This window comes from Bacillus silvicola (assembly GCF_050524305.1).
Lineage (GTDB): Bacteria > Bacillota > Bacilli > Bacillales > Bacillaceae_G > Bacillus_A > Bacillus_A cereus_AT.
The window spans coordinates 656,776-680,562 of sequence record NZ_JBNGVC010000013.1 but is presented as its reverse complement, the minus strand read 5'-3'; the positions used below and the strand labels follow the sequence as shown (position 1 = coordinate 680,562).

Here is a 23,787-nt window from a genome sequence, read left to right as displayed (position 1 = left end):
ATGTTATTTACTGATGAATTGCGTAACCATGTTGGTGAGTTAGTGCAAGTTGTGACAGCTGTAGAAATTGTTGCAGGCATTCTTTTATCTGTGACGGATGGAGCAGTAAGTGTTCGTACTTCTCCTTCTTATGGACCACCGGAAGATGTACTTGTACGCATGCCTATTATTTCTTATGTTCGCTTGGAAGGGTAAGAGTGATGCAAGTATGAAAGTATCAGTTGTTATTCCAGTGCATAATGAAGCAAGTACTTTATCACAAGTTTTAGTAGAAGTGGAGAAGCTCGAGCCTTATGAAATTATCGTAGTAGATAATGGATCGACAGATGAGACAAAGGAAATAGCCGTCCAACATCATTGCCATGTAATTTATTATAAATATTCTCTTGGCAATGATGTTGGACGGGCAATTGGAGCTAGAGAAGCAAAAGGTGACATCGTATTATTTTTAGATGGTGATATCGTTATTGATAATATAGAGCTACAACGTTTTGTGAAAGGAATCCAGCAGGGGCATCAAATTGTTGTGAATAATTTAACTTGGTCTGTGTATTTAAAGGTGAGACCACATTATACGACAGTTGGAAAATGTATGTTGAATCGTTATTTGAATAAAAAAGAGCTTGTTGTCGGATCTTTAATCGCAATTCCACATGCGATGAGTAGAGAAGTTATCAAGAGGCTTGGATGGTGGAATTTAGCAGATCCAGCATTATTTCAAGCAATGGCGATGTCTAGAGGAGTAGATATTGTCGATATGGCTTCGGTCGATGTAATTCACACAAATAAAATTCGTCCTGTGCATACTGGCACATCACCTGGTTCTCCTTATCCGAAAGCGACTAGTCGTATTATGGGTGATCATTTACGTGCTTTGCAATATGTAATCGAAACATATGGTAAACGTGGCGGTTTTTCGGAGGGAAACAGGGATAGAGAGTTTATAGGGAAGTATAAACCAGCTTTATTACAAAAGGAAAAGGCGAAATATAGTGCGATTATACCAGTGTCAGAAGAAAAAATGACTATCAGATCTGTTATACAAGAAGTGAAAAAAGCAGGTGTAGATGAAATTATAGTTGTTGCGAATGGAGCAGATGATGAGACGATTAAACAAGCAAAGTTAGAGAATGTTATTGTAGTGGAATTCACGAAGGCGCTTGGACATAATGTAGCACGAGCGATAGGGGCTATGCATGCTACGGCAGATATTTGTTTATTTGTTGATGGTGACTTTGCTATTCCGGCAAAAAAACTAATTCCATTTTTGCATGCTATTGAAGACGGGAATGATGTGGCGTTAAATGATTTGCAATGTTTGTTAGATATGTTTCATCCAGCAGATCCAATTAGTATGGGGAAATATTTCGTGAATTTGGTAGCAAAACGACCAGACTTATGGAACAACTCGTTAACGGCAGTACCACATGCTATGCGTAAAAAGGTAATAGAGAAAATTGGGTATGATTCTCTTATCATTCCACCATTAGCTCAAATGAAAGCTATTTTAGAAGAGTGTTCTATTACAGCAGTGGAATTTGTAGATGTTATAAAAACAAATCGAGTACGCCCAGAGCAACATGGGTTTGTAAATGGACGTATTCCAGCATTTGACCGTATTTTTGGTGATCAGCTTGAGGCGATTGCGTATTTATTACAATATAAGGACGAACGCGGAGGATTTACAGATGGAGAGCGGGATAGAGATATAATTCAACAATTGAGAAAGGAAGAAGAAAATATAGATGGATGCTAGTAGTAAAGTAACCATTATTGGATTAGGATATGTTGGTCTTCCTTTGGCTGTCCTTTTTGCAGAAAGAGGACATGCTGTACTTGGATTAGATAAAGATACTAGGAAGATAGAATTAATAATCAAAGGAGAAAGTTATATTCCTGATGTTTCTTCTAGCGTATTACAAAATTTATTGAACGAGAGAAAATTAATAGTAAATACACCAGATAAAGGTGTTACGGAGTTCCAAAATAGTGAGTATGTTATTGTGACTGTGCCAACGCCAATTAATGAGAATAAAGAACCCGATTTAAGTGCCCTCGTTTCAGCCTCTTATTATATACAACAACACCTTAAAAAAGGACAAACCTTCATTTTTGAAAGCTCCACATATCCAGGTACACTGGAGGAAGTTATCATTCCTATTATTTCTCAAACAGGTAAAAAGGTAGGAGAAGATTATTATATTGGGTATTCTCCAGAGCGAATTGATCCAGCGAATAGCCAGTATTCAGTCGAAACAATTCCAAAAGTTATTAGTGGACAAACCGAGCAGTGTAAACAAAAAGTACAGGATTTGTATAGCACTATATTTGATGTAGTCGTTCCAGTTAGCTCTCCGAAAGTAGCCGAGATGTGTAAGCTATTTGAAAATATTCAGCGCTTAGTTAATATTTCATTAGTAAATGAGTTAAATATACTTTGTGAAAGTTTGAATATTAATTTTTATGAGGCGCTTGAAGCTGCATCTACAAAACCGTTTGGATTTACTCCGTATTGGCCAGGTCCAGGAATAGGGGGACATTGTATCCCGGTAGATCCTTTGTATTTTCAATGGAGAATAAGAAAGGCTGGAGCAATTAGTCAATTAATTGAGGCAGCACATGTAATTAATGAAGAAATGCCAGAGAAAATAATCGGGAAAGTAAAAGGTGTGATGCAATCACCAGCAACGGTTTTAATTGTAGGGATTGCATATAAGAAAGATGTAAATGATTTGAGAGAATCACCAGCGTTGCCAATTATTCAATTATTAATAAAAGAAGGATACAAGATAGAATATCATGATCCGTATATTTCTACAGCGAAAATTGGAGATACACTATATCAATCCGTCCCATTAGATGAACAAATAATTAAAGAAGCGGATTGTATTTTAATTGTAACGGATCACTCTAATATCGATTGGAATCTATTTAAAGGAATTGAGCGATTAATAGATACACGTGGAATTATAAAGAAGGTGAGTGTATGAGTAAGAAATGTTTAATTACAGGTGGGGCAGGATTTATTGGATCGCATTTAGCTGAAGAGCTGGTGAAAAGAGGTTATGTGGTCACAATCGTTGATAACTTCTATAAAGGAAAAAATAAATATCATGATGAGTTAATGAAAGAAATTCGGGTTATTCCAATAAGTGTTTTAGATAAAAATTCTATTTATGAATTAGTAAATCAACATGATGTAGTATTTCATTTAGCGGCAATTTTAGGTGTAAAAACGACAATGGAAAAGAGTATAGAGCTTATTGAAACGAATTTTGATGGAACGAGAAACATTTTACAAGCAGCGCTAAAAGGAAAGAAGAAAGTAGTCTTTGCGTCTACTTCAGAAGTATATGGTAAGGCAAAGCCACCCTTCTCTGAAGAGGGGGATCGATTATACGGGGCAACTTCTAAAATACGTTGGAGTTATGCGGTGTGTAAAACGTTAGAAGAAACATTATGTTTAGGATACGCTTTAGAAGGTTTACCTATAACGGTTGTTCGTTATTTTAATATTTATGGTCCAAGAGCGAAAGATGGTCCGTATGCAGGGGTAATCCCACGATTTATCAGTGCGGCCTTGCAAGGAGAAGACATCCTTGTATATGGAGATGGAATGCAGACGCGTTGCTTTACGCATGTAAGTGATGCGGTAGAGGCAACGATTCGAGCGATGGATGAGAAGGTAAATGGTGAGATTATTAATATAGGTTCTGAGAATGAAAAAAGTATAAAAGAAGTAGCAGAAGTAATTAAAAAGCTAACGAAATCTTCTTCAAAGATTGTCCAAGTTCCTTTCGAAGAGGTATACCCATATGGCTTTGAAGAAATTCCAAATAGAAGACCGGATGTAACGAAATTAAAAGAACTTGTGCAGTTTCAAGCGACAGTAACGTGGGAACAAGGATTGAAAGAAACTATTAAGTGGTTTCGTGAAGAAAATAATGGCTAAGTCGCTATCAATTATTATACCTGTATGTAATGAAGTGGATACGATTTCAGACGTTATTCAATCGGTAAAAGGATTAAATCCAGTAGAGATTATTGTAGTAGCAAACGGTTGTAATGATGGTACAGAAGAGGTTGCTGATCGATTAGGATGTAAAGTAATCAAGTATACAGAGTTACTAGGGAATGATGTTGGTCGTGCAGTTGGCGCAAAACACGCCATAGGTGATGTATTACTATTTATAGATGGAGATTTTGCTATTCAAACTTCAAAATTACAATTATTCCTAAATCCAATTTTACATGATCAGGCCGACATCGTTTTAAATAATTTGGACGCACTATTTTTAAAAAAACAAAAACCGCACTCTGTGACAGTATGGCGTCAAATATTAAATGCAATGTTAGAGCGTGAAGCGTTAAAAATTGATTCTTTATTATCCGTACCTCATGCGTTGACGAAAGAAGTTGTTCAAAGTATTGGATATGAATGTTTTGTTAATCCTATTGTGGCTCATTTACGCCTAGTTCAAAGTAAATGGAGAATTAGTCGTCATTGTGCAATTGATGTTATTACGCCAAATAAATTTCGGCCGACTGAGCATGCTGCGTATGGCACGGGTCTTTCTCCATCTGAAAAACGGATGATAGGTGATCATATAGAAGCTGTAGCGGAGCGGATAGTAGGCAGTGATGAGCGCGGAGGATATTATGACGGAAATAGGAAAAGAGAAAGTGTCTATCATACGTTAAGTTTCGAAGATTTTTATCAAGGATGGGGCGTTACATCTAAGTTGTATAAAGGAAAGCAATTATCGGTCATTATTCCTGTACAAGATGAAGAAAAAACGATTGGAAATGTTATAGAAGAGATTCGCAAAATTGAACCTTTTGAAATTATCGTTGTTGTAAATGGGTCGTCTGATCAAACAGTAACGATTGCAAAAGAAAAGGGAGCAACAACAATTGTATATAAAGAAGCACTTGGAAACGATGTAGGGCGTTCACTTGGAACTTATTTTGCAAAAGGGGATATTGTGTTGTTTATAGACGGTGACTTTGTTATTCCGGCTAGAGAATTATATCCTTTCGCAAAAGCTATTGCAGATGGAATGGATGTCGCATTAAATGATCTAAATCATTATTTAGATTTAAGAGTACCGCTTCATCTTGTAACTGCATTTAAATATGCATTAAATTTAGCTTGTGATAGAAAAGATCTAGGAGTAGGCTCTCTTATCGCTGTACCGAATGCGTTTAGCCGTAAGTGTTTGAAAGAAATCGGGTATAGATCTTTACTGTCACCGTGTGTAGCACAAGTGAAAGCTATTCTGTCAGGATTCGAAATTGCATGTGTAAGTCGTATAGAGGTAGATAAGATGAATCGTATTCGTCCCAATGAACATTTTGCAAAAATAGGTCATCCTCCAGCTGTTTTGCGTATTATAGGTGATCATATAGAAGGATTAGAGCAATTAATTGTATTAGAAGGCAGTCGTGGTGGATTCTATGATGGGAATAGAAAAAGAGATGTTTTAGAGTAGTAACAAAAAAAGTGTACAACATATGTACACTTTTTTGTTCTGTTATAAAAACTATAACAGATTAGGAGATAAGAGTATTACAGCTCTACAATGGGTATTGTTCTTATATTACAAAATAGGACTCGTATATAAGGATACCAAAAAAATACAATTAAGGAAAGGGTTAATTATAAAGACTTTTAAGTGAAGTTAACACTATACATATAGTGGTTTGCTCAACATTTCACAAACATGTCACAACTATTTCGTTCACTTTCGCCAAAAAGTAGTATTCTAAGTGTGTAAGCTGTTATATAAAAAATCTTAGTCCTGTACTAATCAAAAATGGAGGAGATTAGGATGACTCAAGTATTAGAAAATGTTAAAAACGCATGGGAAAACTTTAAAGGTGAAAAATGGAAAGCAGAGATTGATGTTCGCGATTTCATTTTAAATAATGTAAACGTTTACGAGGGAGAGGACTCTTTCTTAGCGGAGGCAACTGAAGCAACGAAGAAACTTTGGGATCAAGTAATGGATTTAACAACAAAGGAACGTGAAAACGGTGGCGTTCTTGATATGGATACAAAAATTGTTTCTTCTATTACATCACATGAACCAGGATATTTAAATAAAGATATTGAGAAAGTGGTCGGTTTCCAAACTGATAAACCATTTAAACGTTCTTTACAACCATATGGTGGTATTCGTATGGCGGAACAAGCTTGTGAAGCGTATGGATATGAAATGGATAAAGAACTTAGCAGTATTTTCAGAGACTGGCGTAAAACTCATAATCAAGGTGTATTTGATGCATACACACCAGAAATGAAAGCGGCTCGTAAGTCAGGTGTTATTACTGGTCTTCCAGATGCATATGGACGTGGACGTATTATCGGTGATTATCGCCGCGTAGCATTATATGGTATAGATCGTTTAATTGAAGCGAAAAAAGCTGATTTTAATTTAACTGGTGGTGTAATGAGCGAAGAGACAATGCGCTTACGCGAAGAATTATCTGAGCAAATGCGTGCACTTCAAGAGTTAAAACAGATGGCTGCTTCTCATGGATTCGATATTTCTAAGCCAGCTACAAATACACAAGAGGCTTTCCAATGGTTATACTTTGCTTATCTTGCAGCAATTAAAGAGCAAAACGGGGCAGCAATGAGTCTTGGACGTACATCTACATTCTTAGATGTTTACATTGAAAGAGATTTAGCAAATGGTACTTTAACAGAAGAAGAAGCACAAGAAATCGTGGATCATTTCATTATGAAGTTACGTCTTGTGAAATTCGCAAGAACACCTGATTATAATGAACTATTCTCTGGTGATCCAACTTGGGTAACTGAATCTATCGGTGGTATGGCGTTAGACGGTCGTCCGTTAGTAACAAAAAACTCATTCCGTTTCTTGCATACATTAGATAATTTAGGACCAGCTCCAGAACCAAACTTAACAGTTCTTTGGTCTAAACAATTACCAGAGAACTTTAAAAACTACTGTGCGAAAATGTCTATTAAAACATCAGCAATTCAATATGAAAATGATGACATTATGCGTCCTGATTACGGCGATGACTACGGTATTGCTTGTTGTGTATCTGCAATGAGAATTGGTAAACAAATGCAGTTCTTCGGAGCACGTGCAAACTTAGCGAAAGCATTACTATATGCGATTAATGGCGGTAAAGATGAAAAATCGAAAGCGCAAGTTGGTCCTGAGTATGCACCAATTGCTTCTGAAGTATTAGATTACGAAGAAGTTATGCATAAGTTTGATATGACAATGGAATGGTTAGCAGGTCTATATTTAAACACATTAAATGTTATCCACTACATGCACGATAAATATAGCTACGAACGTATTGAAATGGCGCTTCATGATACAAATGTTCTTCGTACAATGGCAACAGGTATCGCAGGATTGTCTGTAGTAGCAGACTCATTAAGTGCAATTAAATACGCAAAAGTAAAACCAGTTCGTGATGAAAATGGTATTGCAGTTGACTTCGAAATTGAGGGGGATTTCCCTAAATACGGTAACAATGATGATCGTGTAGATGAAATCGCAGTAAATCTTGTGAAAACATTTATGAACAAGATTCGCAAACATAAAACATACCGTAACTCTGTTCATACAATGTCAATCTTAACAATTACATCTAACGTCGTATACGGTAAGAAAACTGGTAACACTCCAGATGGCCGTCGTACTGGAGAACCATTTGCACCGGGTGCAAACCCAATGCATGGCCGTGATACAAAAGGTGCATTGGCGTCATTATTATCTGTAGCTAAATTACCATATGAAGATGCACAAGATGGTATTTCAAATACATTCTCTATTATTCCAAAAGCACTTGGTAAAGAAGATGATGTACAAGTACGCAACTTAGTATCTATGCTTGATGGATATGCAATAAAAGAAGGACATCACTTAAATATTAACGTATTTAATCGTGAAACATTAATGGATGCAATGGAGCACCCTGAAAAATATCCACAATTAACAATTCGTGTATCTGGTTACGCTGTTAACTTTATTAAATTAACTCGTGAACAACAAATTGATGTAATTAACCGTACAATGCATGAAAGCATGTAAGTGAAAAAAGTGTCCCTCCGCTTTTAATCTATATAGCGGAGGGGGGCTGTTTCAATAAAGGAGGAAGTAACATGGTAAAAGGAAGAATACATTCTGTAGAGTCTTGTGGTACTGTTGATGGCCCAGGGATTCGTTATGTCATATTTACACAAGGGTGTTTATTACGTTGTCAATATTGTCATAATGCTGATACGTGGGAAATCGGTAAGGGTAAAGAAATAACAGTTGAAGAAGTGATGCAGGATGTGACATGTTACCTTCCATTTATTGAAGCTTCTGGAGGCGGTATAACAGTTAGCGGTGGAGAGCCACTATTACAGCTAGACTTCTTAATTGAGTTGTTTAAAAAGTGTAAAGAAGCTGGTATCCATACAACGATCGATTCTTCTGGCGGTTGTTATTCTGAAGAACCAGAATTCCAAAATAAGCTAGATATGTTAATGGATTATACAGATTTAGTTTTATTGGATTTGAAGCATATTGATTCAAAGAAACATCGTAAATTAACAGGGAAACCAAATGAACACATTTTACAATTTGCTCGTTATTTATCGGATAAAAAGAAACCAATTTGGGTAAGACATGTATTGGTTCCTGGTGTTACCGATGGTGAAGAGGATCTGCAAAAATTATCAAGTTTTATTCAAAGTCTATCGAATGTTAAGAAAGTGGAAGTGTTGCCATATCATAAACTCGGTGTTTATAAATGGGAGGCACTTGGGCATAAGTATCCACTTGCGAATGTGAATCCACCGACAGAAGAAAATGTTGAGCATGCAAAACATATTTTAAAAGCAGTCTAATCCAAATATTGGATTAGACTTTTTGTTTCTTTATCCCGCTATTTGTGGACAGTAAACACCCGATTGGTGAAGGCTAATAATTAGCGGGGGACGAAAAACCCCCCACTGATTAAAGTTTCACTTTATAATAAAATCTAGAGTATATATTCGGAACAGAGTATACTGAAGATAGAATATCCATATTTTTGTAAAGAATAAGCGGAGAAATTTACATAATTGTAAAGGGAAATCAAAATAGTAAAAAGAATTAAGAAGTAAAAGAGTGAGTATCATGAAATATAGAACATTTGTAAGTTATTGCGAAAGCTCTTATAGGAAAGTATAATGTAAAGATATGAGCACAGATAGGATTAAGGGGTCAATCTTATATGCTTTGCATATCCACGACAGGTACATAGCTAACAGGAGAATATTGGAATCCGAGTATGTAATGTTTAAGGAAAATGTTTTTCCTATTGTCGTATATGCAATATGGAGAAACAAAAAGCTAGGAGTGGATTTGTTTGATAAAAAACCCCAAGGTTTTAATATTAACTGCACATTACGGTAACGGCCATGTGCAAGTAGCGAAAACATTAGAACAAACCTTTCGCCAAAAAGGAATCAAAGATGTAATTGTATGCGACTTGTTTGGAGAATCACATCCAGTTATAACCGATATTACAAAATATTTATATTTAAAAAGTTATACGATAGGAAAAGAATTATATCGTTTGTTTTATTATGGTGTAGAGAAAATTTATGATAAAAAAATAGCATCTTGGTATGCGAATTTTGGGAGAAAGCGTTTGAAATCGCTATTACAGGTAGAGAAACCGGATATTGTTATTAATACCTTTCCAATCATCGCTGTACCAGAATTGAAAAAGCAAATAGGTATTTCTATTCCTGTTTATAACGTATTAACGGATTTTTGCGTTCATAAAATATGGATCCATCGAGAAGTAGATCGTTATTTTGTAGCAACCGATCATGTGAAAAAAGTGATGGTTGATATTGGTGTGCCTGCAGAGCAAATTGTTGAAACAGGGATTCCGATTCGTGGTAGTTTTGAGCTAAAGATAAATCCAGAAATTATATATAATAAATATCAGTTATGTAAGGATAAAAAGATTTTACTAATTGTAGCAGGTGCTCATGGTGTGCTAGGAAGTGTAAAAGAGCTATGCCAGTCATTTATGTCAGTACCAAACTTACAAGTGGTTGTCGTTTGTGGAAAAAACGAAGCTTTAAAGCAGGATTTATTGGGGCTGCAGGAGCAAAGTTCTGATACTTTAAAAGTATTTGGTTATGTTGAAAACATTGATGAATTATTCCGTGTTACTTCTTGTATGATTACGAAGCCTGGTGGTATTACATTAAGCGAAGCAGCAGCATTACAAGTACCTGTCATTTTATATAAGCCTGTCCCAGGACAAGAAAATGAAAATGCGTTGTATTTTGAAAGAAAAGGGGCTGCAGTTGTAATCCGTGATGATAGTGAAGTTTTTGCAAAAACAGAGGCGTTATTGCAAGATGATATAAAGCTTCTCCAAATGAAAGAAGCGATGAAAAGTATTTATCGTCCTGAACCAGCTGGTCATATCGTGGATGCAATTTTGGCAGAAAATCATGCAGAGCCGAGTCGTATACCTATTAAATCACCAGCTCTTGCCGAATCTTTTACTTAATATGAAACCCCTCTTTTAAACTTTTAAAGAGGGTTTTTTTATTATTGTAACAAAAGTAAGCCTGAATTATTAACTTATCCACAAAGGATTACGCTTTCATTAGACAGTAAAATCGGAATATTAACAACTATATCCACATAGTCCACAATTTTTAGAAAATTATCCACAATTCGTGCGTTTGGTGTTTAGTTAAATAAATGAATTCGCAAAAGATTTTTGGAATTTATGCACAATTCTATGGATTTTGTGGATAAAGTTGTCCACAAAAAAGGTTCCTTATTTATAAGGAACCTTTTTTGCCAATTCATTGAAAAATCTTATACAATGAAACTGAATAATTAGGGGGGAAAACCTTCTAATTATTCAGTTTCACTTTAAATACTTTTTGAGCGATATCCCGCTGCACGATCTGCTTTTCGAAATTCTCGTTGATAAAGAACTTCTTGTGTACTAGATAATGTGTTTTTCGCTTTGTCACGTTTCTTTTTATCCATTACAAATCACCTCGTGTCTTAAAGTCACTATCTATCGTTTCCAAAGACATGGGGTGATATACATATATGTCAAACGGTTAATGATTAATTATTATTTCTAAAAATTTAGATTACGCTTCTTTTAAGTGGTGGGCGTCTTGGAATGTTGTATCTCGCATTGTAGCAAGTGTATATTGATCTTTTGGAATTTCATATAGGTTATATACTTCTTCATTTGCGTTAATTTCATCATAAACGGCTTTTCTTGTTTCATTTGCTAGATTTACATATTGTAGTTTTTCGGCAGCTTTAATAGAACGAATATTTATTTTGCGAATACGCATAAAAATTGTTTCAATATCTAATTCGTAGAAAAGTTCGCTAAAAAATGAATCTTTCGCCAATTTATTATAGCCTTTGCCATGGTATGGTTTTCCAAGCCATGTTCCAAGGAATCCGGCTTTTTCTTGCACATCAAATAAGGTAATTGTTCCGATAGGGTTACCCCATTCATCTAAAATTGTGCGTGAAATTAATTCCCCACGCTCTTCAGCTTCAATCGTTTGTTTCGTTAAAAATAAATATTCCTCATAAGAATAAGCCTTTTGACGCACAAAAGGGAAGACAGCTGGATCCACCATTAATTCGTATAGAACGTGGCTGTCGTGTAAGTCGCGTTTTTTCAACACACTAACTCCTCCTCACACGAGGGTAGCATGACGAAAAAGCACCCCACCCTCGAAATTTTTATATCAATCTTTAAAAAATTTCGGGGTGGGAATCGAACCCACTAGAACCAGTTTATAACGCTGGTGGCGCACCATTTGCCTTCCCCATTCATCAATTTGAAAATGATAATCACGACACAAATTGATTATGGTTTCATTCAGTTTATAATCGTATAATACTTTATCTAGTCAAAAAAATAAACTAGTTTTTTTTATTTTTTTTGTAAATTATTTTCCCATCAATCATAGTTAGTACAGGCTTGGCTAAATAATGGAAAGGATGATGTGTCCATAACACGAGATCGGCGTCTTTTCCAACCTCAATGCTTCCAATTCTATCCTCTAAACGTAAATTTCGCGCTGGAAATATAGTGATTCCTTCCAATGCAGTTTTCTCGTCTAATCCTTCCCTTACTGCGACAGCAGCACAAACATTTAAATATTGAATGGGTGTATAGGGATGATCTGTTGTTATAGAAACTTCCACTCCATTTTTTGATAATATATGGTAAGTATCCCATGTTTTGTTTTTTAGTTCGATTTTAGAACGGCGTGTAAGAGTGGGGCCAACTGAAACCTTCAAATTGTGTTTCGAAAGCTCTTCAACAATAAAGTGTCCTTCTGTACAATGCTCAATACGTAAATCAAGATTGAATTCTGTTGCAAAGCGTAAAGCAGAACTAATATCGTCAGCACGGTGAGCGTGAATACGTACCGGTATTTCGCGGCGTAGTGCTTTTAAAATAGGAAGCATTCGAAAATCTGCTTCATGCCCGTAGTGCTGTGCTTCATAGAATGATTCGCGAAGTACCCCCATAATCCCCATACGTGTTATGGATTCTTTTGTTCCATTACTATGGATCTTTTTGGGGTTTTCTCCAAAGGCAATTTTTAAACCAGCAGGTTCTTGAATAATCATGTGATCAATACAAGTTCCAGCAGTTTTTATTACACAAGTAGTACCGCCGATAATATTTTGACTCCCAGGCATAACGTGAACAGTTGTGATCCCGTTTTGTACAGCGTCTTGAAATGCAATATCAAAAGGATGGATTCCGTCTAAAGAGCGGATATGTGGTGTTGAAACTTCAGATGTTTCATTTGCATCATTGCCAGCCCAACCAGTGCCTTCATCATAGAGACCAAGGTGAGTATGGACATCAATAAATCCAGGTAAGAGATGAAGGGCTCGTGCATCTATAACGGTCATATCTTGAGTAGGCTGAATAGAAGGTTTGACCTCAGCAATTCGTTCTCCTATAACAAGTACATCCCCTTGAAATTTTTGAGATGTAATAGGATATACAATGGCTTGTTTGAGCAATATTTTCATAGGTACCTCATTTCTGTTACTTTACAATGTTAATGGAATTTAAGAAAAAGTAACTGAAAGGTTATTTGTGCAGTAATGCTCTGGATCCTAGAAAATGAAAGTTTTGAAAGGGGACCCCCTTGTAAAGCTGTGTTTTAGAAGTACTACATTGTATGCGAAAGTATATTTTGTAATGCATGGTTTACTGTCGGAAATGTGTATTGGTACCCATGTTCAATTGCTTTAATAGGTAATACATGTTGCCCTTCTAGTACAAGTATACTCATCTCACCCAATAAAGCGTGAAGCATAAATGAAGGGACAGGTAACCAATGAGGCTTTCCCATTATAGTTGCAATGGTTTCTCCAAATTCCTTCATTCGTATAGGTAGGGGGGCTGTAATATTAAGAGGACCATCAATTTCTTCTTTGTGTATGATGAAGTCAATCATGCGAACGACATCGTCTATATGAATCCATGATAACCATTGGTTTCCAGATCCAATTGTACCTCCGATATAGAATCGATAGGGAAGTAGCATTTTTGGAAGAGCTCCTCCGTCGGCACCTAATACGACTCCGAATCTTGAGTAGATTGTTCTTATTCCAAGAGAATGTGCTTTAGATGATTCTTGCTCCCATAAAAATACTGTTTCTGCTAAAAAGTCATTTCCTGGAATTTCTTGTTGCTCGGTAAAAGACTCTGTTTCAGATGTTCCGTAGTATCCAATAGCGCTTGCGTTAATAAATGTGTGTGGTTTTGTACCAAGTGCTTGCAATTGTTTAATGAGTCCTTTTGTTGTTTGAATTCTACTGTTTAAAATTGCTGCTTTTTGTTTCTTTGTCCATCTACCATTAATAGACTCTCCAGCTAGATTAATAACTACATCGATAGAAGAGAGGGGGAAGGTCTGTAAATCCGGTGTCCATTGTACGTATTGAAGGTTAGTGTGTGAAGTTTTAGTAGTTTTTTTTCGAGTGAGAATGTAAACAGTATATCCTTTTTGAATAAAAAAACTAGAAAGGTATTTGCCGATAAAGCCAGAGCCACCAGAAATTGCGATTTTCACAATCATTTCCTCCTCATTATATATATTCTTGAAAAACAAAAATGTTTCTCGACTATGTTAAAATAGTAGAGAGGTGAGAGTATGGCTGTCATTACAAAAATAGAAGTGCAAAAACGATCGAAAGAACGATTTAATATTTATATTGATAAAGGTCAAGGTGAAGAGTACGGATTTAGTGTGGATCAAGTAATCTTAATGAAACACGGATTACAAAAAGGCTTAGAAATTGATGAAATAGCGTTAGGAAATATTTTGTACAATGAAGAGGTACAAAAAGCATATTTACAAGCAATCTCCTATTTATCCTATCAAATGAGAACAAAACAAGAAATAGAAGATTTTTTACGAAAAAAAGAAGTGGGACAGGCCATCATCTCTGAAGTCGTTTCGAAATTATTACATGACCGATATATTAATGATAAAGAGTACGCCATTTTATATACGCGAACGCAAAGTAATGTGAATCGAAAAGGTCCAACTGTTATAAAGAGAGAGCTGTTAAATAAAGGTGTTCAGGATCTAATCATTACACATAGTTTACAAGAGTATCCAAAGGAGAAGCAAATTGAAAATGCTTTGGTTCTTATAGAAAAGAAGAAAAGATCTTATCAAAAACATTCTTTTTTACAAATGAAGCTAAAGTTAGACGAAATGCTTGTGCGTAAAGGATATTCTAGAGATGTGATTCAAATTTGTCTAGAAGAATTGAAAGACGAAAAAGATGACGAACAGCAACAAGAAGCGTTACACTATCATGGGAATAAATATTATGAGAAATATAAGAAGTATGATGGATGGATATTCGAAAATAAGATGAAACAAGCGTTATATCGAAAAGGATTCTCTATTGATGAGATAGAGATATTTTTACAAATGAAACGTGAAGAGGGATGAGGAGAATAATAAAATGAATATGCCAAAACGCTACAGTGAAATGACAACGCATGAGCTTAGAGAAGAAATTGGGGCTTTGAAGGAGCAAGCAGTAAAGGCTGAGCAACTTGGAATTGTAAATGAATTCGATGTGTTAATGAGAAAGATGGCCATGGCCCGTGCTTACATGACTGATATAAATAAATTCCATATTGGTGAGACATATGAATTAGTAGAAGAACCTGGTGTATTATTTAAAATCACGTACTTCAATGGGGTATTTGCTTGGGGTTATAAGCAAAATGATAATGAAGAGATTGGGATACCAATTTCCTTGTTGCAAGAAAAATAAAAACCAGAGAGCGAATATCTCTCTGGTTTTCATCTTTGGTAGGCGTTAAAGGAGATAGGAGATTCTAAAATTGGCGTTTTTTACATTCATTGGCCAATATAATGAGAGACTGGGTTTGTTGCGTCTGTCCGTTAACTTGCGCTTTCGCATGTTTCGGACGAGTCCACGTATGGTTAAATAATTCAGAACGACTATCTAAACGATCACGGTAGCTCATCTTTATCACCTCGTGTAGGAAGTTAATTTTTTAGGTTGTACCTGTATTACTCTTCCTGCTGATTTGCAGCACGCATACGTTCTTGTGGGTGCGTGTTAATTGTGCCGTTAGGTCGTTTCGAAGCGAAGCGTGATTTCGCTTTCGGCTGACCATCGATTTTGCTGTTGTTTTTTGACTCAGACCAAAATTCGGCTTGTTTACCCATTGCGAACGCCCTCCTCATCATCAGTTGATACCTCTTTAAGAAGTATCACTTATAGAATGTGCAAAATAGAAGAAACTATCCTTTAGAAATGAAGGTATAAATAGGTAAAAGGAGATTAGAACATGAATGATATTTATGAAGCATTAACGAAAGAATTATTAGACAAGAATGACAAGCTTTCTTATGGACAAGCTCGTGCGTGGGTTGAATTACTGTGGGAAGATTTTCAAACAACTTATGCGAAATCGGGTCGTTATCAAGGTGAGGAAATGACTGAGCAAGTAGTACGAACATGGATTAATAATCATGGAGCGCGTCTTCATGAAATGCGTACAAATAATCCGAAGTATAGCCATTTAATCAATCAAGAAGATCATTTGAAACATTAAAAAAAAGCGACTTAAGTCGCTTTTTTTAATGTGGAAGCAATTCTAATTTCTTTCGAAGTTTTTCTTCGCTGAAAATCCATCCCGTATATGAATTAATAATATTTAAATTTTGATCGAGTTGAACGATTGCGACGAATGGATAATAATCTTTGCTTCGATACCGCAAATCAATGAACCGAACTTCATAATAGTTATCATAATCGAAAATATCCCAGCGATATACAGGTGAAAAAGATAAGAAAGCAGATATATTTTCATCTCGCACAGCAGCCTGCATAATGGCAGTATTCGGGAATGGTACGCGATCAAATTTATCGTATACGAGAATGTTACCGCGGTGCCATCTTGCGACGTAGTAATGTTCCGTTGTAACGACGGCTAAATGATAATGGTAAAATTTATAAGAAGGAGAAATAATTACTTTCTCTACATTTTTGAAACGTTTGTATACTACACTTTTAATATTTCGATGCATCATAACGCGGCCGATGTAGTAAACAAACATTAATATATACGCTGCTAAAGCAGTATATCCTTTATGTGATCCGACAAGCATACAAGCAATCGCAAGTATATGGATAAAGAAAATGACAGTATCGAACGTATTAATTATGCCAAGTGCTACCCATTTTTTGGTGAAGGGCCTTAATGCCTGTGTACCATAGGCATTGAAAATATCCACAAAGACATGAAGAAAGACGGCAATAAATGACCAAAGTAGTAGATGCAGATATGGAGCGTCTGAAAAGAAGGCGAACGAGATGCCGCTTATAAGGAATGACCAAAGAATTACTGCAGGAATGGAATGAGTAATCCCGCGATGATTTCTTATATATTTAGCGTTATTACGCAATTTTAAAACTGTATCGATATCAGGAATATTGGAACCAGCAATTGTTGCAAGCATCACTGCTTGAGGCCCAATATCACTTTGTGCTATGGTTGGATCTAATGTTGCCAAACTGCCTAGAGTAACGCCCATAACAAGGTGAGTGGCTGTGTCCATAGAAATCCACCTCCGTTTTTTATTAATGTAACTCTTTTTATTCGATACCTCAAGTCCTTTGCCTTCTATTTCCTATGTCATCTTACTTAAATTTTTTCCTAAAATCTTTATAATAGTACGTATATGCAAAAAAATGAGGAGGATCAAGTTTGACACTTGAAATATTAAATAAGTTTAACATAGAGCAGTTTCAAAATGATTTAATTGGTTGGTTTGAAAAAGAACAACGTGATTTACCGTGGCGAAAAAATAAAGATCCATACCGTGTTTGGGTTTCGGAAATTATGTTACAGCAAACAAGGGTGGAAGCTGTAAAACCATATTACGCAAATTTTATGGGGAAGTTTCCTACGCTTGAAGCGTTAGCAAATGCCGATGATGAAGAAGTATTAAAAGCATGGGAAGGCTTAGGGTATTACTCTAGAGCACGAAATTTACATGCAGCAGTAAAGGAAGTAAAAGAAGTATACGGCGGGGAAGTACCGAGCGATGTAAAGAAAATCGAAAAACTAAAAGGAGTGGGACCATATACAAAAGGTGCCATTTTAAGCATTGCATACGGTATACCAGAGCCGGCGGTTGATGGAAACGTTATGCGCGTATTATCTCGTATTTTATCAGTGTGGGATGATATTGCAAAACCAAAAACTAGAAAAGTGTTTGAAGAGATTGTGCGTGAAATTATTTCGGCTAAAAATCCATCTTATTTTAATCAAGGTTTGATGGAATTAGGAGCATTAATTTGTATACCGAAAAATCCATCTTGCTTACTTTGTCCTGTACGTGAACATTGCAGGGGATATGCTGAAGGCGTTCAAAAGGAGTTACCAGTAAAAAGTAAAGCGAAGGCTCCTACGATGGTACCGATTGTTGCAGGGGTGCTTCAAACGGAAGATGGTCGTTACGTCATTAATAAACGTCCAAGTACCGGATTATTAGCTAACATGTGGGAGTTTCCGAATGCCGAACTTGGCGAAGGGATTCGGAATCAGAAGGAACAGCTTACAGATTATATGAAAGAAAAATTTGAGCTTTCGATTTCTATTGAAGAATACGCAATGAATGTGCAACATACGTTTACACATCGCACTTGGGATATATTCGTATTTTACGGAAAAGTAACCGGTGATATTGTTGAAACAGATACATTGAAATTTGTATCAAAAGAAGCATTTGAGCAGTTACCTTTCTCGAAATCGCATCGTACAATTTACGAAAATTGTGTGGAGAAAATTACAATGCAATAAAGTGAAACTTTAATCAGTGGGGGTTTTCTTCATCCCCCACTGATTATTAGCCCGCCCCCAACCTAACGTCTTTGCTTTCGCTGCATTTTGAGGGGAGGGTCTTACTGCCCGGCGAATAGCGGGATAAATGAAAAAAACGTGTTCTAGAACTTTGGAACACGTTTTTTTATTGGGGGAAATTTGTATTTCGAGGCTAAAAATCCATGCTTTTATAATCCGCCACGTGACTCAATTTCTTTCACAATTTCTTTATAAATTGTTTGTCCCTCTACATTTAGATAAGGCATAATTTGCTGAAATGAATGATGAAAATGAGCTAATTCATCCTTGTTCCATTCATTTTTGGAAATCATAGTTAGCTCAGTCATATCACGTCCAGTATACATCTTCCCACCTCCATCATATGTAGTTTGAATGAGTGATAAGAGATATATTCGTGAATTTTTTAAAAGAAAATTAAGGATAATTTCTAAATGAATTGGTTACATTATTGGTTGTGGAGGTGAGAAAGATGAGTAAAAAACAACAAGGTTATAATAAGGCAACTTCTGGTGCTAGCATTCAAAGTACAAATGCTAGCTATGGTACAGAGTTTGCAACTGAAACGAATGTACAAGCAGTAAAACAAGCGAACGCACAATCAGAGGCACAGAAAGCACAAGCTTCTGCTGCTCAAAGTGCAAATGCTAGTTATGGTACAGAGTTTGCAACTGAAACAGATGTGCATGCAGTGAAAAAACAAAATGCACAATCAGCTGCAAAGCAATCACAATCTTCTAGCTCAAATCAGTAATGATGGAAAAACACTTCTCCGTTCGAGAGAAGTGTTTTCTATGTGTGCGGGTCATTGTAATGAAAATAAAGGGAACGACATAACTTCTAATAAGTCAACAAATGTAGTCAAAGGAGAAAGAAGTGCGCGATTAGAAATATGTAATAGGAATTATAACTGGTGAATGAATTTAAAAGGGGGTAAGTGATGAACGATTTTGATAAGTTGGTAGGAGAGCAGTTGGAAACGATGGATGAGCTTTTAAAGTTACAATCCCATTTAGAGAAGTATCAGCAAATTGAAATGAGTGAAAGGGATACGTGCGATAAAAAAGAATTGCATTTTATCCGTCAAGAAATATATAGAACAGAAATAGCATTAAAACTTTTACATGAAAAATTTGAACAGCAAACGAATAATGTGATTCAATCTTTTGAAACAGAAAAAATAATTTCAAATTAAGGGTGAGATATGTTGTCGATTTTAGGTGAAAAGTCCTTTCTTAAACTGAACTGCACCCCAATTGTTAGACACGACTAACAATTGGAGGTGCAGTTTTTTTATGGCTAAATTTTCTTCAAAAGAAAAAATACAAGCAGTAAAACGATATTTAGAAGGCCCAGAAGGCGGGACAAGCATTGCTAAATCTATAGGCGTGGATCAGCGGGTATTTTATCACTGGATTAGCCGATATGAATATTCCGGTGAAAAAGCTTTTGAAAAACGCTATACATCTTACTCTACGCAATTTAAACTAGACGTACTTAACTATATGATTGAAAATAGGACGTCTATTAGGGAAACAGCGGCAATTTTTAATATTCCATCTTATGAAACGGTTCGTAAATGGAAAGTAGCTTATGAAACAGAAGGATTGGATGCCCTACAACTTAAAGAAAAGAGGCATCCGTCTATGAATAATAAAAATCACAAAATAGTGAAAAAGCAATTACCAGTCGAAGGCTCCATTGAAGAACTCCAAGAGGAGTTAGAAAGGTTACGTATGGAGAATGCGTATTTAAAAAAGTTGAATGCCTTAGTTCAAAACAAACAGAAGTCACAAAAAAAGACAAAGCGCAAGTAGTTTATGAATTAAGGCATCAATTTCCGGTACAATCACTTTTAGTGCTTGCCAATATTCCACGTAGCACATATTATTATTGGTTAAAAAATGCCAAACGTCCGGATCCAGATGCAGATTTGAAAGTATTAATTCAAGCTGTTTATCATGAACATGAAGGCCGTTATGGTTATCGCCGTATTCGTGATGAACTTACTAATCGTGGACATAAAATAAATCACAAAAAGATACAACGCATTATGAAAGAATTAGGATTAAAGTGTTTGGTCCGTATGAAGAAATATCGCTCTTATAAAGGAACTGTTGGAAAGATTGCCCCTAATATTTTAGAACGTAATTTCAAAGCAGAAAGGCCAAACGAAAAATGGGTCACGGATATTACGGAGTTTAAATTATTTGGAGAGAAATTATATGTATCGCCAATGTTGGACTTGTTTAATGGTGAAATTATCACGTATACAATTGGTTCAAGGCCAACCTACGCCCTTGTTTCTAATATGTTAGACCAATCCTTTGAACGCTTAACAGATGAGGATGCCCTCCTTATTCATTCCGATCAAGGTTGGCACTATCAAATGAAAAAATACCGTGATTCTCTTCATAAACGTGGTATTACACAAAGTATGTCTCGGAAAGGGAACTGTTACGATAACGCAGTTATCGAAAATTTCTTTGGTATTATGAAATCTGAATTTTTATATCGAAAAGACTTTAAGAATATGGAACATTTTGAACAAGAACTAGCAAAATATATATCTTACTATAATCATAAGAGAATTAAGGCAAAATTAAAGGGTATGAGTCCGATACAATACCGGACCCACGCCCAAAACGCTGCCTAATGAAATAACCATGTCTAACTTTTAGGGGTCACTTCAAAACAGAGGTGAGGGGGCTTTTCTTTTTGTTATATCTTCGTTTGATCTTCTAAAATATGTATTGCTAATTCATAGGAAAAGTTCCTTTGTTAAAAGGGTTGGTGATATGGTATTCAATAATACAAACTTTATTATATTCCTCATGAAAACAAGTGCCCTATCGCTTTAGTTTTAAAATTTTGACAAAAAAGTTATAATAGAAAAAAAGTGAATGCAGTTCAAGGGGTAGTTAAGACAACTTAAGAAAAGCATTTGCGGTTGAAAGAAGGGAGCATATATGGGATTTCCCAAAGAAGGAGAAAAGGTACAAATACATAGTTATAAACATAATGGCTCCATTCATAGAATGTGGGAAGAGACAACAATTTTAAAAGGGACGCAGAGCCTTGTGATCGGAGCAAATGATCGTACAGTAGTTACGGAATCAGATGGTCGAACATGGATTACTCGCGAACCTGCGATTTGTTACTTCCATGCTAATTATTGGTTTAATGTGATTGGAATGCTGAGAGAAGAAGGAGTATATTATTATTGTAATTTAAGTTCTCCTTTTGCATATGACTCTGAAGCATTAAAGTATATTGATTACGACTTAGACATTAAAGTGTATCCAGATATGACATATACACTTTTAGATGAAGATGAGTATGAAAAGCATAGTCAGATCATGCAGTATCCGCCTGTTATTGATACAATTTTAAAACGAAATGTAGCACATTTAACACAGTGGATTCATCAAAGAAAAGGTCCATTTGCACCGGATTTCGTAGATATGTGGTACGAAAGATATTTAATGTACAGAAATTAAAACAAACCTGCAGGGGATTCCCCGGCAGGTTTGTCCTATTAGAGGGGGGATTATGTGCAAGATATAAAAAGATATTTACAATTTGTTAAACCATATCGATGGCTCATTGCTATTACAATTATTATTGGTCTTGTTAAGTTCGGTATCCCGCTTATTATGCCATGGTTATTAAAGTATATTATTGATGATGTTATTCAAGGCACAGCCTCACTTCAAGAAAAAACGTCGCAATTAATAACCGCAATTGGGATTGCTTTTTTTATCTTTGCGGTATTAAGACCACCGATAGAATATTATCGTCAATATTTCGCGCAACGTATCGCCAATACAATACTATACGATTTACGAAAACATATTTTTGGACACTTACAAAAATTGAGCTTACGTTATTATTCGAACACAAAAACAGGGGAGATTATTTCACGTGTAATCCATGATGTAGAACAAACGAAGGATTTTGTAATTACCGGTCTTATGAATGTCTGGTTAGATACTGCAACAATTGTTATTGCCATTATCGTTATGTTTTCTATGAATATAAAATTAACCTTTGTTGCTTTATTAATCTTACCTATTTATGTAGTTGCAGTGAAATATTTTTTCGGACGCCTTCGAAAATTGACGAAAGAGCGCTCGCAAGCTTTAGCAACGATGCAAGGATATTTACATGAACGTATTCAAGGGATGCAAGTGACACGTAGCTTTGCATTAGAAGAGTATGAAAGAGGACAGTTTGAAAAGAGAAATAATGAATTTTTAACGAAAGCACTAACACATACAAGTTGGACGGCGAGAACGTTTTCGGCAGTGAATACGTTAACGGATTTAGGGCCGTTACTCGTTATTGGTTTTGCAGCGTATGAGGTAGTTCAAGGATCATTAACACTGGGGACTATGGTGGCCTTTGTTGGATATATGGATAGTTTATATAGTCCGCTTCGTCGCCTCGTTAATTCATCTACAACATTAACACAATCTTTCGCCTCAATGGATCGAGTGTTTGAACTGTTAGATGAAAAATACGATATTGTTAATGTGCCAAATGCGGTGCAAACGAAAAGGCTAGATGGAGAAATTATATTTGATAATGTTTCTTTTCGTTATAATGCGGGTGAAAAAGAAATATTGCATAATCTGTCATTAACTATGCTGCCAGGAGAGAAGGTTGCGCTTGTAGGGGCAAGTGGTGGAGGAAAGTCATCGATCGCCAGTTTAATCCCGCGTTTTTATGATGTTTCTGAAGGAGCAGTTTATATAGACGGGATAGATGTAAGAAAGTATGATATGAGAAATTTACGTAGTAATATTGGAATTGTACTGCAAGATAATTTGTTATTTAGTGATACAATCGGGGCAAATATTTTATATGGAAATCCGAAAGCTACAAAGGCGGAAGTAATTTCAGCTGCTAAAGCTGCACAAATTCATAATTTTATTACAGAGTTGCCAGGCGGCTATGATACTGTTGTTGGGGAACGCGGTGTGAAATTATCCGGTGGACAAAGACAGCGTGTAGCAATCGCACGGGTTTTTCTAAAGAATCCGTCTTTACTTATATTAGATGAAGCAACTTCAGCTCTAGATTTAGAGAATGAACGATATATTCAAGAGGCACTTCAAACGTTAGCTGCAGATCGAACGACAATTATTATTGCACATCGATTAGCGACGATTACGCATGTCGATACAATTATTTATGTTGAAGATGGTGAAATAAAAGAAAAGGGTTCCCATGAAGAGTTAATGAAAAAAAGGGGATTTTATTACGATTTATATCAACTTCAGCATATAACAGAAACAGCTCCTTTAGCTTAAAAGGAGC

General features: G+C 35.9%; 25 protein-coding genes. 17 read left to right on the top strand and 8 right to left on the bottom strand.

The genetic code is table 11. The annotated features are described in order from the left end of the window. The 8 genes from ACP6L7_RS25630 (at position 1) to ACP6L7_RS25595 (ending at position 10,554) form a co-directional block, all read left to right on the top strand. Positions 1-195, top strand: a complete 195-nt coding sequence (locus ACP6L7_RS25630; protein ID WP_097828896.1) for a hypothetical protein — start codon at positions 1-3, stop codon at positions 193-195. After that, positions 146-1,756: a glycosyltransferase family 2 protein gene (locus tag ACP6L7_RS25625; RefSeq protein ID WP_141533326.1), complete on the top strand. Its 1,611-nt coding sequence runs from the start codon at positions 146-148 to the stop codon at positions 1,754-1,756. The genes ACP6L7_RS25630 and ACP6L7_RS25625 overlap by 50 nt, the downstream gene beginning before the upstream one ends. Next, on the top strand, positions 1,746-2,990 hold the full coding sequence (locus ACP6L7_RS25620) for a nucleotide sugar dehydrogenase (RefSeq protein WP_097828894.1): 1,245 nt from the start codon (positions 1,746-1,748) through the stop codon (positions 2,988-2,990). The genes ACP6L7_RS25625 and ACP6L7_RS25620 overlap by 11 nt, the downstream gene beginning before the upstream one ends. After that, positions 2,987-3,952: a UDP-N-acetyl-alpha-D-glucosaminuronate decarboxylase gene (locus ACP6L7_RS25615; RefSeq protein ID WP_097828893.1), complete on the top strand. Its 966-nt coding sequence runs from the start codon at positions 2,987-2,989 to the stop codon at positions 3,950-3,952. The genes ACP6L7_RS25620 and ACP6L7_RS25615 overlap by 4 nt, the downstream gene beginning before the upstream one ends. Next, a complete protein-coding gene (locus ACP6L7_RS25610) occupies positions 3,945-5,492 on the top strand; it encodes a glycosyltransferase family 2 protein (RefSeq protein ID WP_141533327.1) in 1,548 nt (515 codons plus the stop codon). Before ACP6L7_RS25615 ends, ACP6L7_RS25610 begins: the two co-directional genes overlap by 8 nt. A 339-nt stretch (positions 5,493-5,831) precedes the next feature. Then, on the top strand, positions 5,832-8,081 hold the full coding sequence (gene pflB / locus ACP6L7_RS25605) for a formate C-acetyltransferase (RefSeq protein ID WP_097828891.1): 2,250 nt from the start codon (positions 5,832-5,834) through the stop codon (positions 8,079-8,081). A gap of 71 nt (positions 8,082-8,152) precedes the next feature. Beyond that, positions 8,153-8,884, top strand: a complete 732-nt coding sequence (gene pflA / locus ACP6L7_RS25600; RefSeq protein WP_430529480.1) for a pyruvate formate-lyase-activating protein — start codon at positions 8,153-8,155, stop codon at positions 8,882-8,884. Between the two features lie 503 nt (positions 8,885-9,387). Then, positions 9,388-10,554: a diglucosyl diacylglycerol synthase gene (locus tag ACP6L7_RS25595; protein ID WP_097828889.1), complete on the top strand. Its 1,167-nt coding sequence runs from the start codon at positions 9,388-9,390 to the stop codon at positions 10,552-10,554. 374 nt (positions 10,555-10,928) lie between these two features. Here the strand turns inward: ACP6L7_RS25595 and ACP6L7_RS25590 are convergent, their stop codons facing one another. From ACP6L7_RS25590 to ACP6L7_RS25575, 4 genes are all read right to left on the bottom strand, one after another. Further along, positions 10,929-11,048, bottom strand: a complete 120-nt coding sequence (locus ACP6L7_RS25590) for a YfhE family protein (RefSeq protein WP_000358484.1) — start codon at positions 11,046-11,048, stop codon at positions 10,929-10,931. 110 nt (positions 11,049-11,158) lie between these two features. Then, entirely contained in the window at positions 11,159-11,716 is a 558-nt protein-coding gene (locus ACP6L7_RS25585; RefSeq protein ID WP_000914736.1) for a GNAT family N-acetyltransferase, read from the bottom strand. Between the two features lie 241 nt (positions 11,717-11,957). Next, entirely contained in the window at positions 11,958-13,088 is a 1,131-nt protein-coding gene (locus tag ACP6L7_RS25580) for an amidohydrolase (protein ID WP_070140777.1), read from the bottom strand. Positions 13,089-13,231: 143 nt separating this feature from the next. After that, entirely contained in the window at positions 13,232-14,137 is a 906-nt protein-coding gene (locus ACP6L7_RS25575; RefSeq protein ID WP_098361681.1) for a TIGR01777 family oxidoreductase, read from the bottom strand. An 81-nt stretch (positions 14,138-14,218) separates the two neighbouring features. On the opposite strand from ACP6L7_RS25575, the gene recX reads away from it, so the two are divergent. Both recX and ACP6L7_RS25565 read left to right on the top strand, forming a co-directional pair. Then, a complete protein-coding gene (gene recX, locus ACP6L7_RS25570) occupies positions 14,219-15,031 on the top strand; it encodes a recombination regulator RecX (protein ID WP_097828887.1) in 813 nt (270 codons plus the stop codon). Positions 15,032-15,044: 13 nt separating this feature from the next. Next, positions 15,045-15,362, top strand: a complete 318-nt coding sequence (locus ACP6L7_RS25565; protein ID WP_071745392.1) for a YfhH family protein — start codon at positions 15,045-15,047, stop codon at positions 15,360-15,362. Positions 15,363-15,426: 64 nt separating this feature from the next. On the opposite strand, the gene ACP6L7_RS25560 is transcribed toward ACP6L7_RS25565, so the two are convergent. Together ACP6L7_RS25560 and ACP6L7_RS25555 are read right to left on the bottom strand one after the other, a co-directional pair. Next, positions 15,427-15,579, bottom strand: coding sequence for a YpzG family protein (locus tag ACP6L7_RS25560; RefSeq protein WP_000122093.1), 153 nt, complete (start codon positions 15,577-15,579; stop codon positions 15,427-15,429). Between the two features lie 46 nt (positions 15,580-15,625). Then, complete coding sequence (locus tag ACP6L7_RS25555) at positions 15,626-15,784, bottom strand: small, acid-soluble spore protein K (protein WP_000517891.1); 159 nt, start codon at positions 15,782-15,784, stop codon at positions 15,626-15,628. A 122-nt stretch (positions 15,785-15,906) separates the two neighbouring features. On the opposite strand from ACP6L7_RS25555, the gene ACP6L7_RS25550 reads away from it, so the two are divergent. Continuing rightward, positions 15,907-16,173, top strand: a complete 267-nt coding sequence (locus ACP6L7_RS25550) for a YfhJ family protein (RefSeq protein ID WP_000998161.1) — start codon at positions 15,907-15,909, stop codon at positions 16,171-16,173. A 25-nt stretch (positions 16,174-16,198) separates the two neighbouring features. Here the strand turns inward: ACP6L7_RS25550 and ACP6L7_RS25545 are convergent, their stop codons facing one another. Then, a complete protein-coding gene (locus ACP6L7_RS25545) occupies positions 16,199-17,179 on the bottom strand; it encodes a metal-dependent hydrolase (RefSeq protein ID WP_097828886.1) in 981 nt (326 codons plus the stop codon). Positions 17,180-17,328: 149 nt separating this feature from the next. On the opposite strand from ACP6L7_RS25545, the gene mutY reads away from it, so the two are divergent. Continuing rightward, positions 17,329-18,426 (top strand): A/G-specific adenine glycosylase, encoded by a 1,098-nt coding sequence (gene mutY / locus ACP6L7_RS25540; protein ID WP_097828885.1) that lies wholly within the window; start codon positions 17,329-17,331, stop codon positions 18,424-18,426. Between the two features lie 209 nt (positions 18,427-18,635). Here mutY and ACP6L7_RS25535 read toward each other — a convergent pair whose 3' ends face one another. Continuing rightward, on the bottom strand, positions 18,636-18,812 hold the full coding sequence (locus ACP6L7_RS25535; RefSeq protein ID WP_002094743.1) for a hypothetical protein: 177 nt from the start codon (positions 18,810-18,812) through the stop codon (positions 18,636-18,638). A gap of 125 nt (positions 18,813-18,937) precedes the next feature. Here ACP6L7_RS25535 and ACP6L7_RS25530 point away from each other — a divergent pair, with 125 nt between their 5' ends. The 5 genes from ACP6L7_RS25530 (at position 18,938) to ACP6L7_RS25510 (ending at position 23,780) form a co-directional block, all read left to right on the top strand. After that, on the top strand, positions 18,938-19,219 hold the full coding sequence (locus tag ACP6L7_RS25530) for a gamma-type small acid-soluble spore protein (protein ID WP_000039043.1): 282 nt from the start codon (positions 18,938-18,940) through the stop codon (positions 19,217-19,219). Positions 19,220-19,405: 186 nt separating this feature from the next. Then, positions 19,406-19,660 carry a YgaB family protein gene (locus ACP6L7_RS25525; protein ID WP_000997589.1) on the top strand — a complete coding sequence of 85 codons (255 nt, stop codon included), beginning with the start codon at positions 19,406-19,408 and terminating at the stop codon, positions 19,658-19,660. 100 nt (positions 19,661-19,760) lie between these two features. Next, positions 19,761-21,121, top strand: a protein-coding gene (locus tag ACP6L7_RS25520) for an IS3 family transposase (protein ID WP_430528870.1) whose coding sequence is annotated in 2 segments (ribosomal slippage) — positions 19,761-20,217 and positions 20,217-21,121 — 1,362 coding nt in all. Because the reading frame shifts where the segments join, the coding sequence is not laid out codon by codon here. A gap of 313 nt (positions 21,122-21,434) precedes the next feature. Continuing rightward, positions 21,435-21,965, top strand: coding sequence for a nucleoside tri-diphosphate phosphatase (gene ntdP, locus ACP6L7_RS25515; RefSeq protein WP_000506627.1), 531 nt, complete (start codon positions 21,435-21,437; stop codon positions 21,963-21,965). 54 nt (positions 21,966-22,019) lie between these two features. Beyond that, positions 22,020-23,780 carry an ABC transporter ATP-binding protein gene (locus ACP6L7_RS25510; RefSeq protein ID WP_097828884.1) on the top strand — a complete coding sequence of 587 codons (1,761 nt, stop codon included), beginning with the start codon at positions 22,020-22,022 and terminating at the stop codon, positions 23,778-23,780. The last annotated feature ends 7 nt before the right edge of the window (positions 23,781-23,787 follow it).

What these genes read in the sequence shown, in the direction of transcription:
- ACP6L7_RS25610 (WP_141533327.1), top strand. Translation starts at nt 3,945, where the DNA reads ATGGCTAAGTCGCTATCAATTATTATACCTGTATGTAATGAAGTGGAT.
- ACP6L7_RS25560 (WP_000122093.1), bottom strand. Translation starts at nt 15,579, where the DNA reads ATGAGCTACCGTGATCGTTTAGATAGTCGTTCTGAATTATTTAACCAT.
- ACP6L7_RS25535 (WP_002094743.1), bottom strand. Translation starts at nt 18,812, where the DNA reads ATGTATACTGGACGTGATATGACTGAGCTAACTATGATTTCCAAAAAT.
- ACP6L7_RS25630 (WP_097828896.1), top strand. Translation starts at nt 1, where the DNA reads ATGTTATTTACTGATGAATTGCGTAACCATGTTGGTGAGTTAGTGCAA.
- ACP6L7_RS25530 (WP_000039043.1), top strand. Translation starts at nt 18,938, where the DNA reads ATGAGTAAAAAACAACAAGGTTATAATAAGGCAACTTCTGGTGCTAGC.
- ACP6L7_RS25550 (WP_000998161.1), top strand. Translation starts at nt 15,907, where the DNA reads ATGAATGATATTTATGAAGCATTAACGAAAGAATTATTAGACAAGAAT.
- ACP6L7_RS25580 (WP_070140777.1), bottom strand. Translation starts at nt 13,088, where the DNA reads ATGAAAATATTGCTCAAACAAGCCATTGTATATCCTATTACATCTCAA.
- ACP6L7_RS25625 (WP_141533326.1), top strand. Translation starts at nt 146, where the DNA reads ATGTACTTGTACGCATGCCTATTATTTCTTATGTTCGCTTGGAAGGGT.
- ACP6L7_RS25615 (WP_097828893.1), top strand. Translation starts at nt 2,987, where the DNA reads ATGAGTAAGAAATGTTTAATTACAGGTGGGGCAGGATTTATTGGATCG.
- ACP6L7_RS25545 (WP_097828886.1), bottom strand. Translation starts at nt 17,179, where the DNA reads ATGGACACAGCCACTCACCTTGTTATGGGCGTTACTCTAGGCAGTTTG.
- ACP6L7_RS25555 (WP_000517891.1), bottom strand. Translation starts at nt 15,784, where the DNA reads ATGGGTAAACAAGCCGAATTTTGGTCTGAGTCAAAAAACAACAGCAAA.
- pflB (WP_097828891.1), top strand. Translation starts at nt 5,832, where the DNA reads ATGACTCAAGTATTAGAAAATGTTAAAAACGCATGGGAAAACTTTAAA.
- ntdP (WP_000506627.1), top strand. Translation starts at nt 21,435, where the DNA reads ATGGGATTTCCCAAAGAAGGAGAAAAGGTACAAATACATAGTTATAAA.
- recX (WP_097828887.1), top strand. Translation starts at nt 14,219, where the DNA reads ATGGCTGTCATTACAAAAATAGAAGTGCAAAAACGATCGAAAGAACGA.
- ACP6L7_RS25590 (WP_000358484.1), bottom strand. Translation starts at nt 11,048, where the DNA reads ATGGATAAAAAGAAACGTGACAAAGCGAAAAACACATTATCTAGTACA.
- pflA (WP_430529480.1), top strand. Translation starts at nt 8,153, where the DNA reads ATGGTAAAAGGAAGAATACATTCTGTAGAGTCTTGTGGTACTGTTGAT.
- ACP6L7_RS25565 (WP_071745392.1), top strand. Translation starts at nt 15,045, where the DNA reads ATGAATATGCCAAAACGCTACAGTGAAATGACAACGCATGAGCTTAGA.
- ACP6L7_RS25620 (WP_097828894.1), top strand. Translation starts at nt 1,746, where the DNA reads ATGGATGCTAGTAGTAAAGTAACCATTATTGGATTAGGATATGTTGGT.
- ACP6L7_RS25525 (WP_000997589.1), top strand. Translation starts at nt 19,406, where the DNA reads ATGAACGATTTTGATAAGTTGGTAGGAGAGCAGTTGGAAACGATGGAT.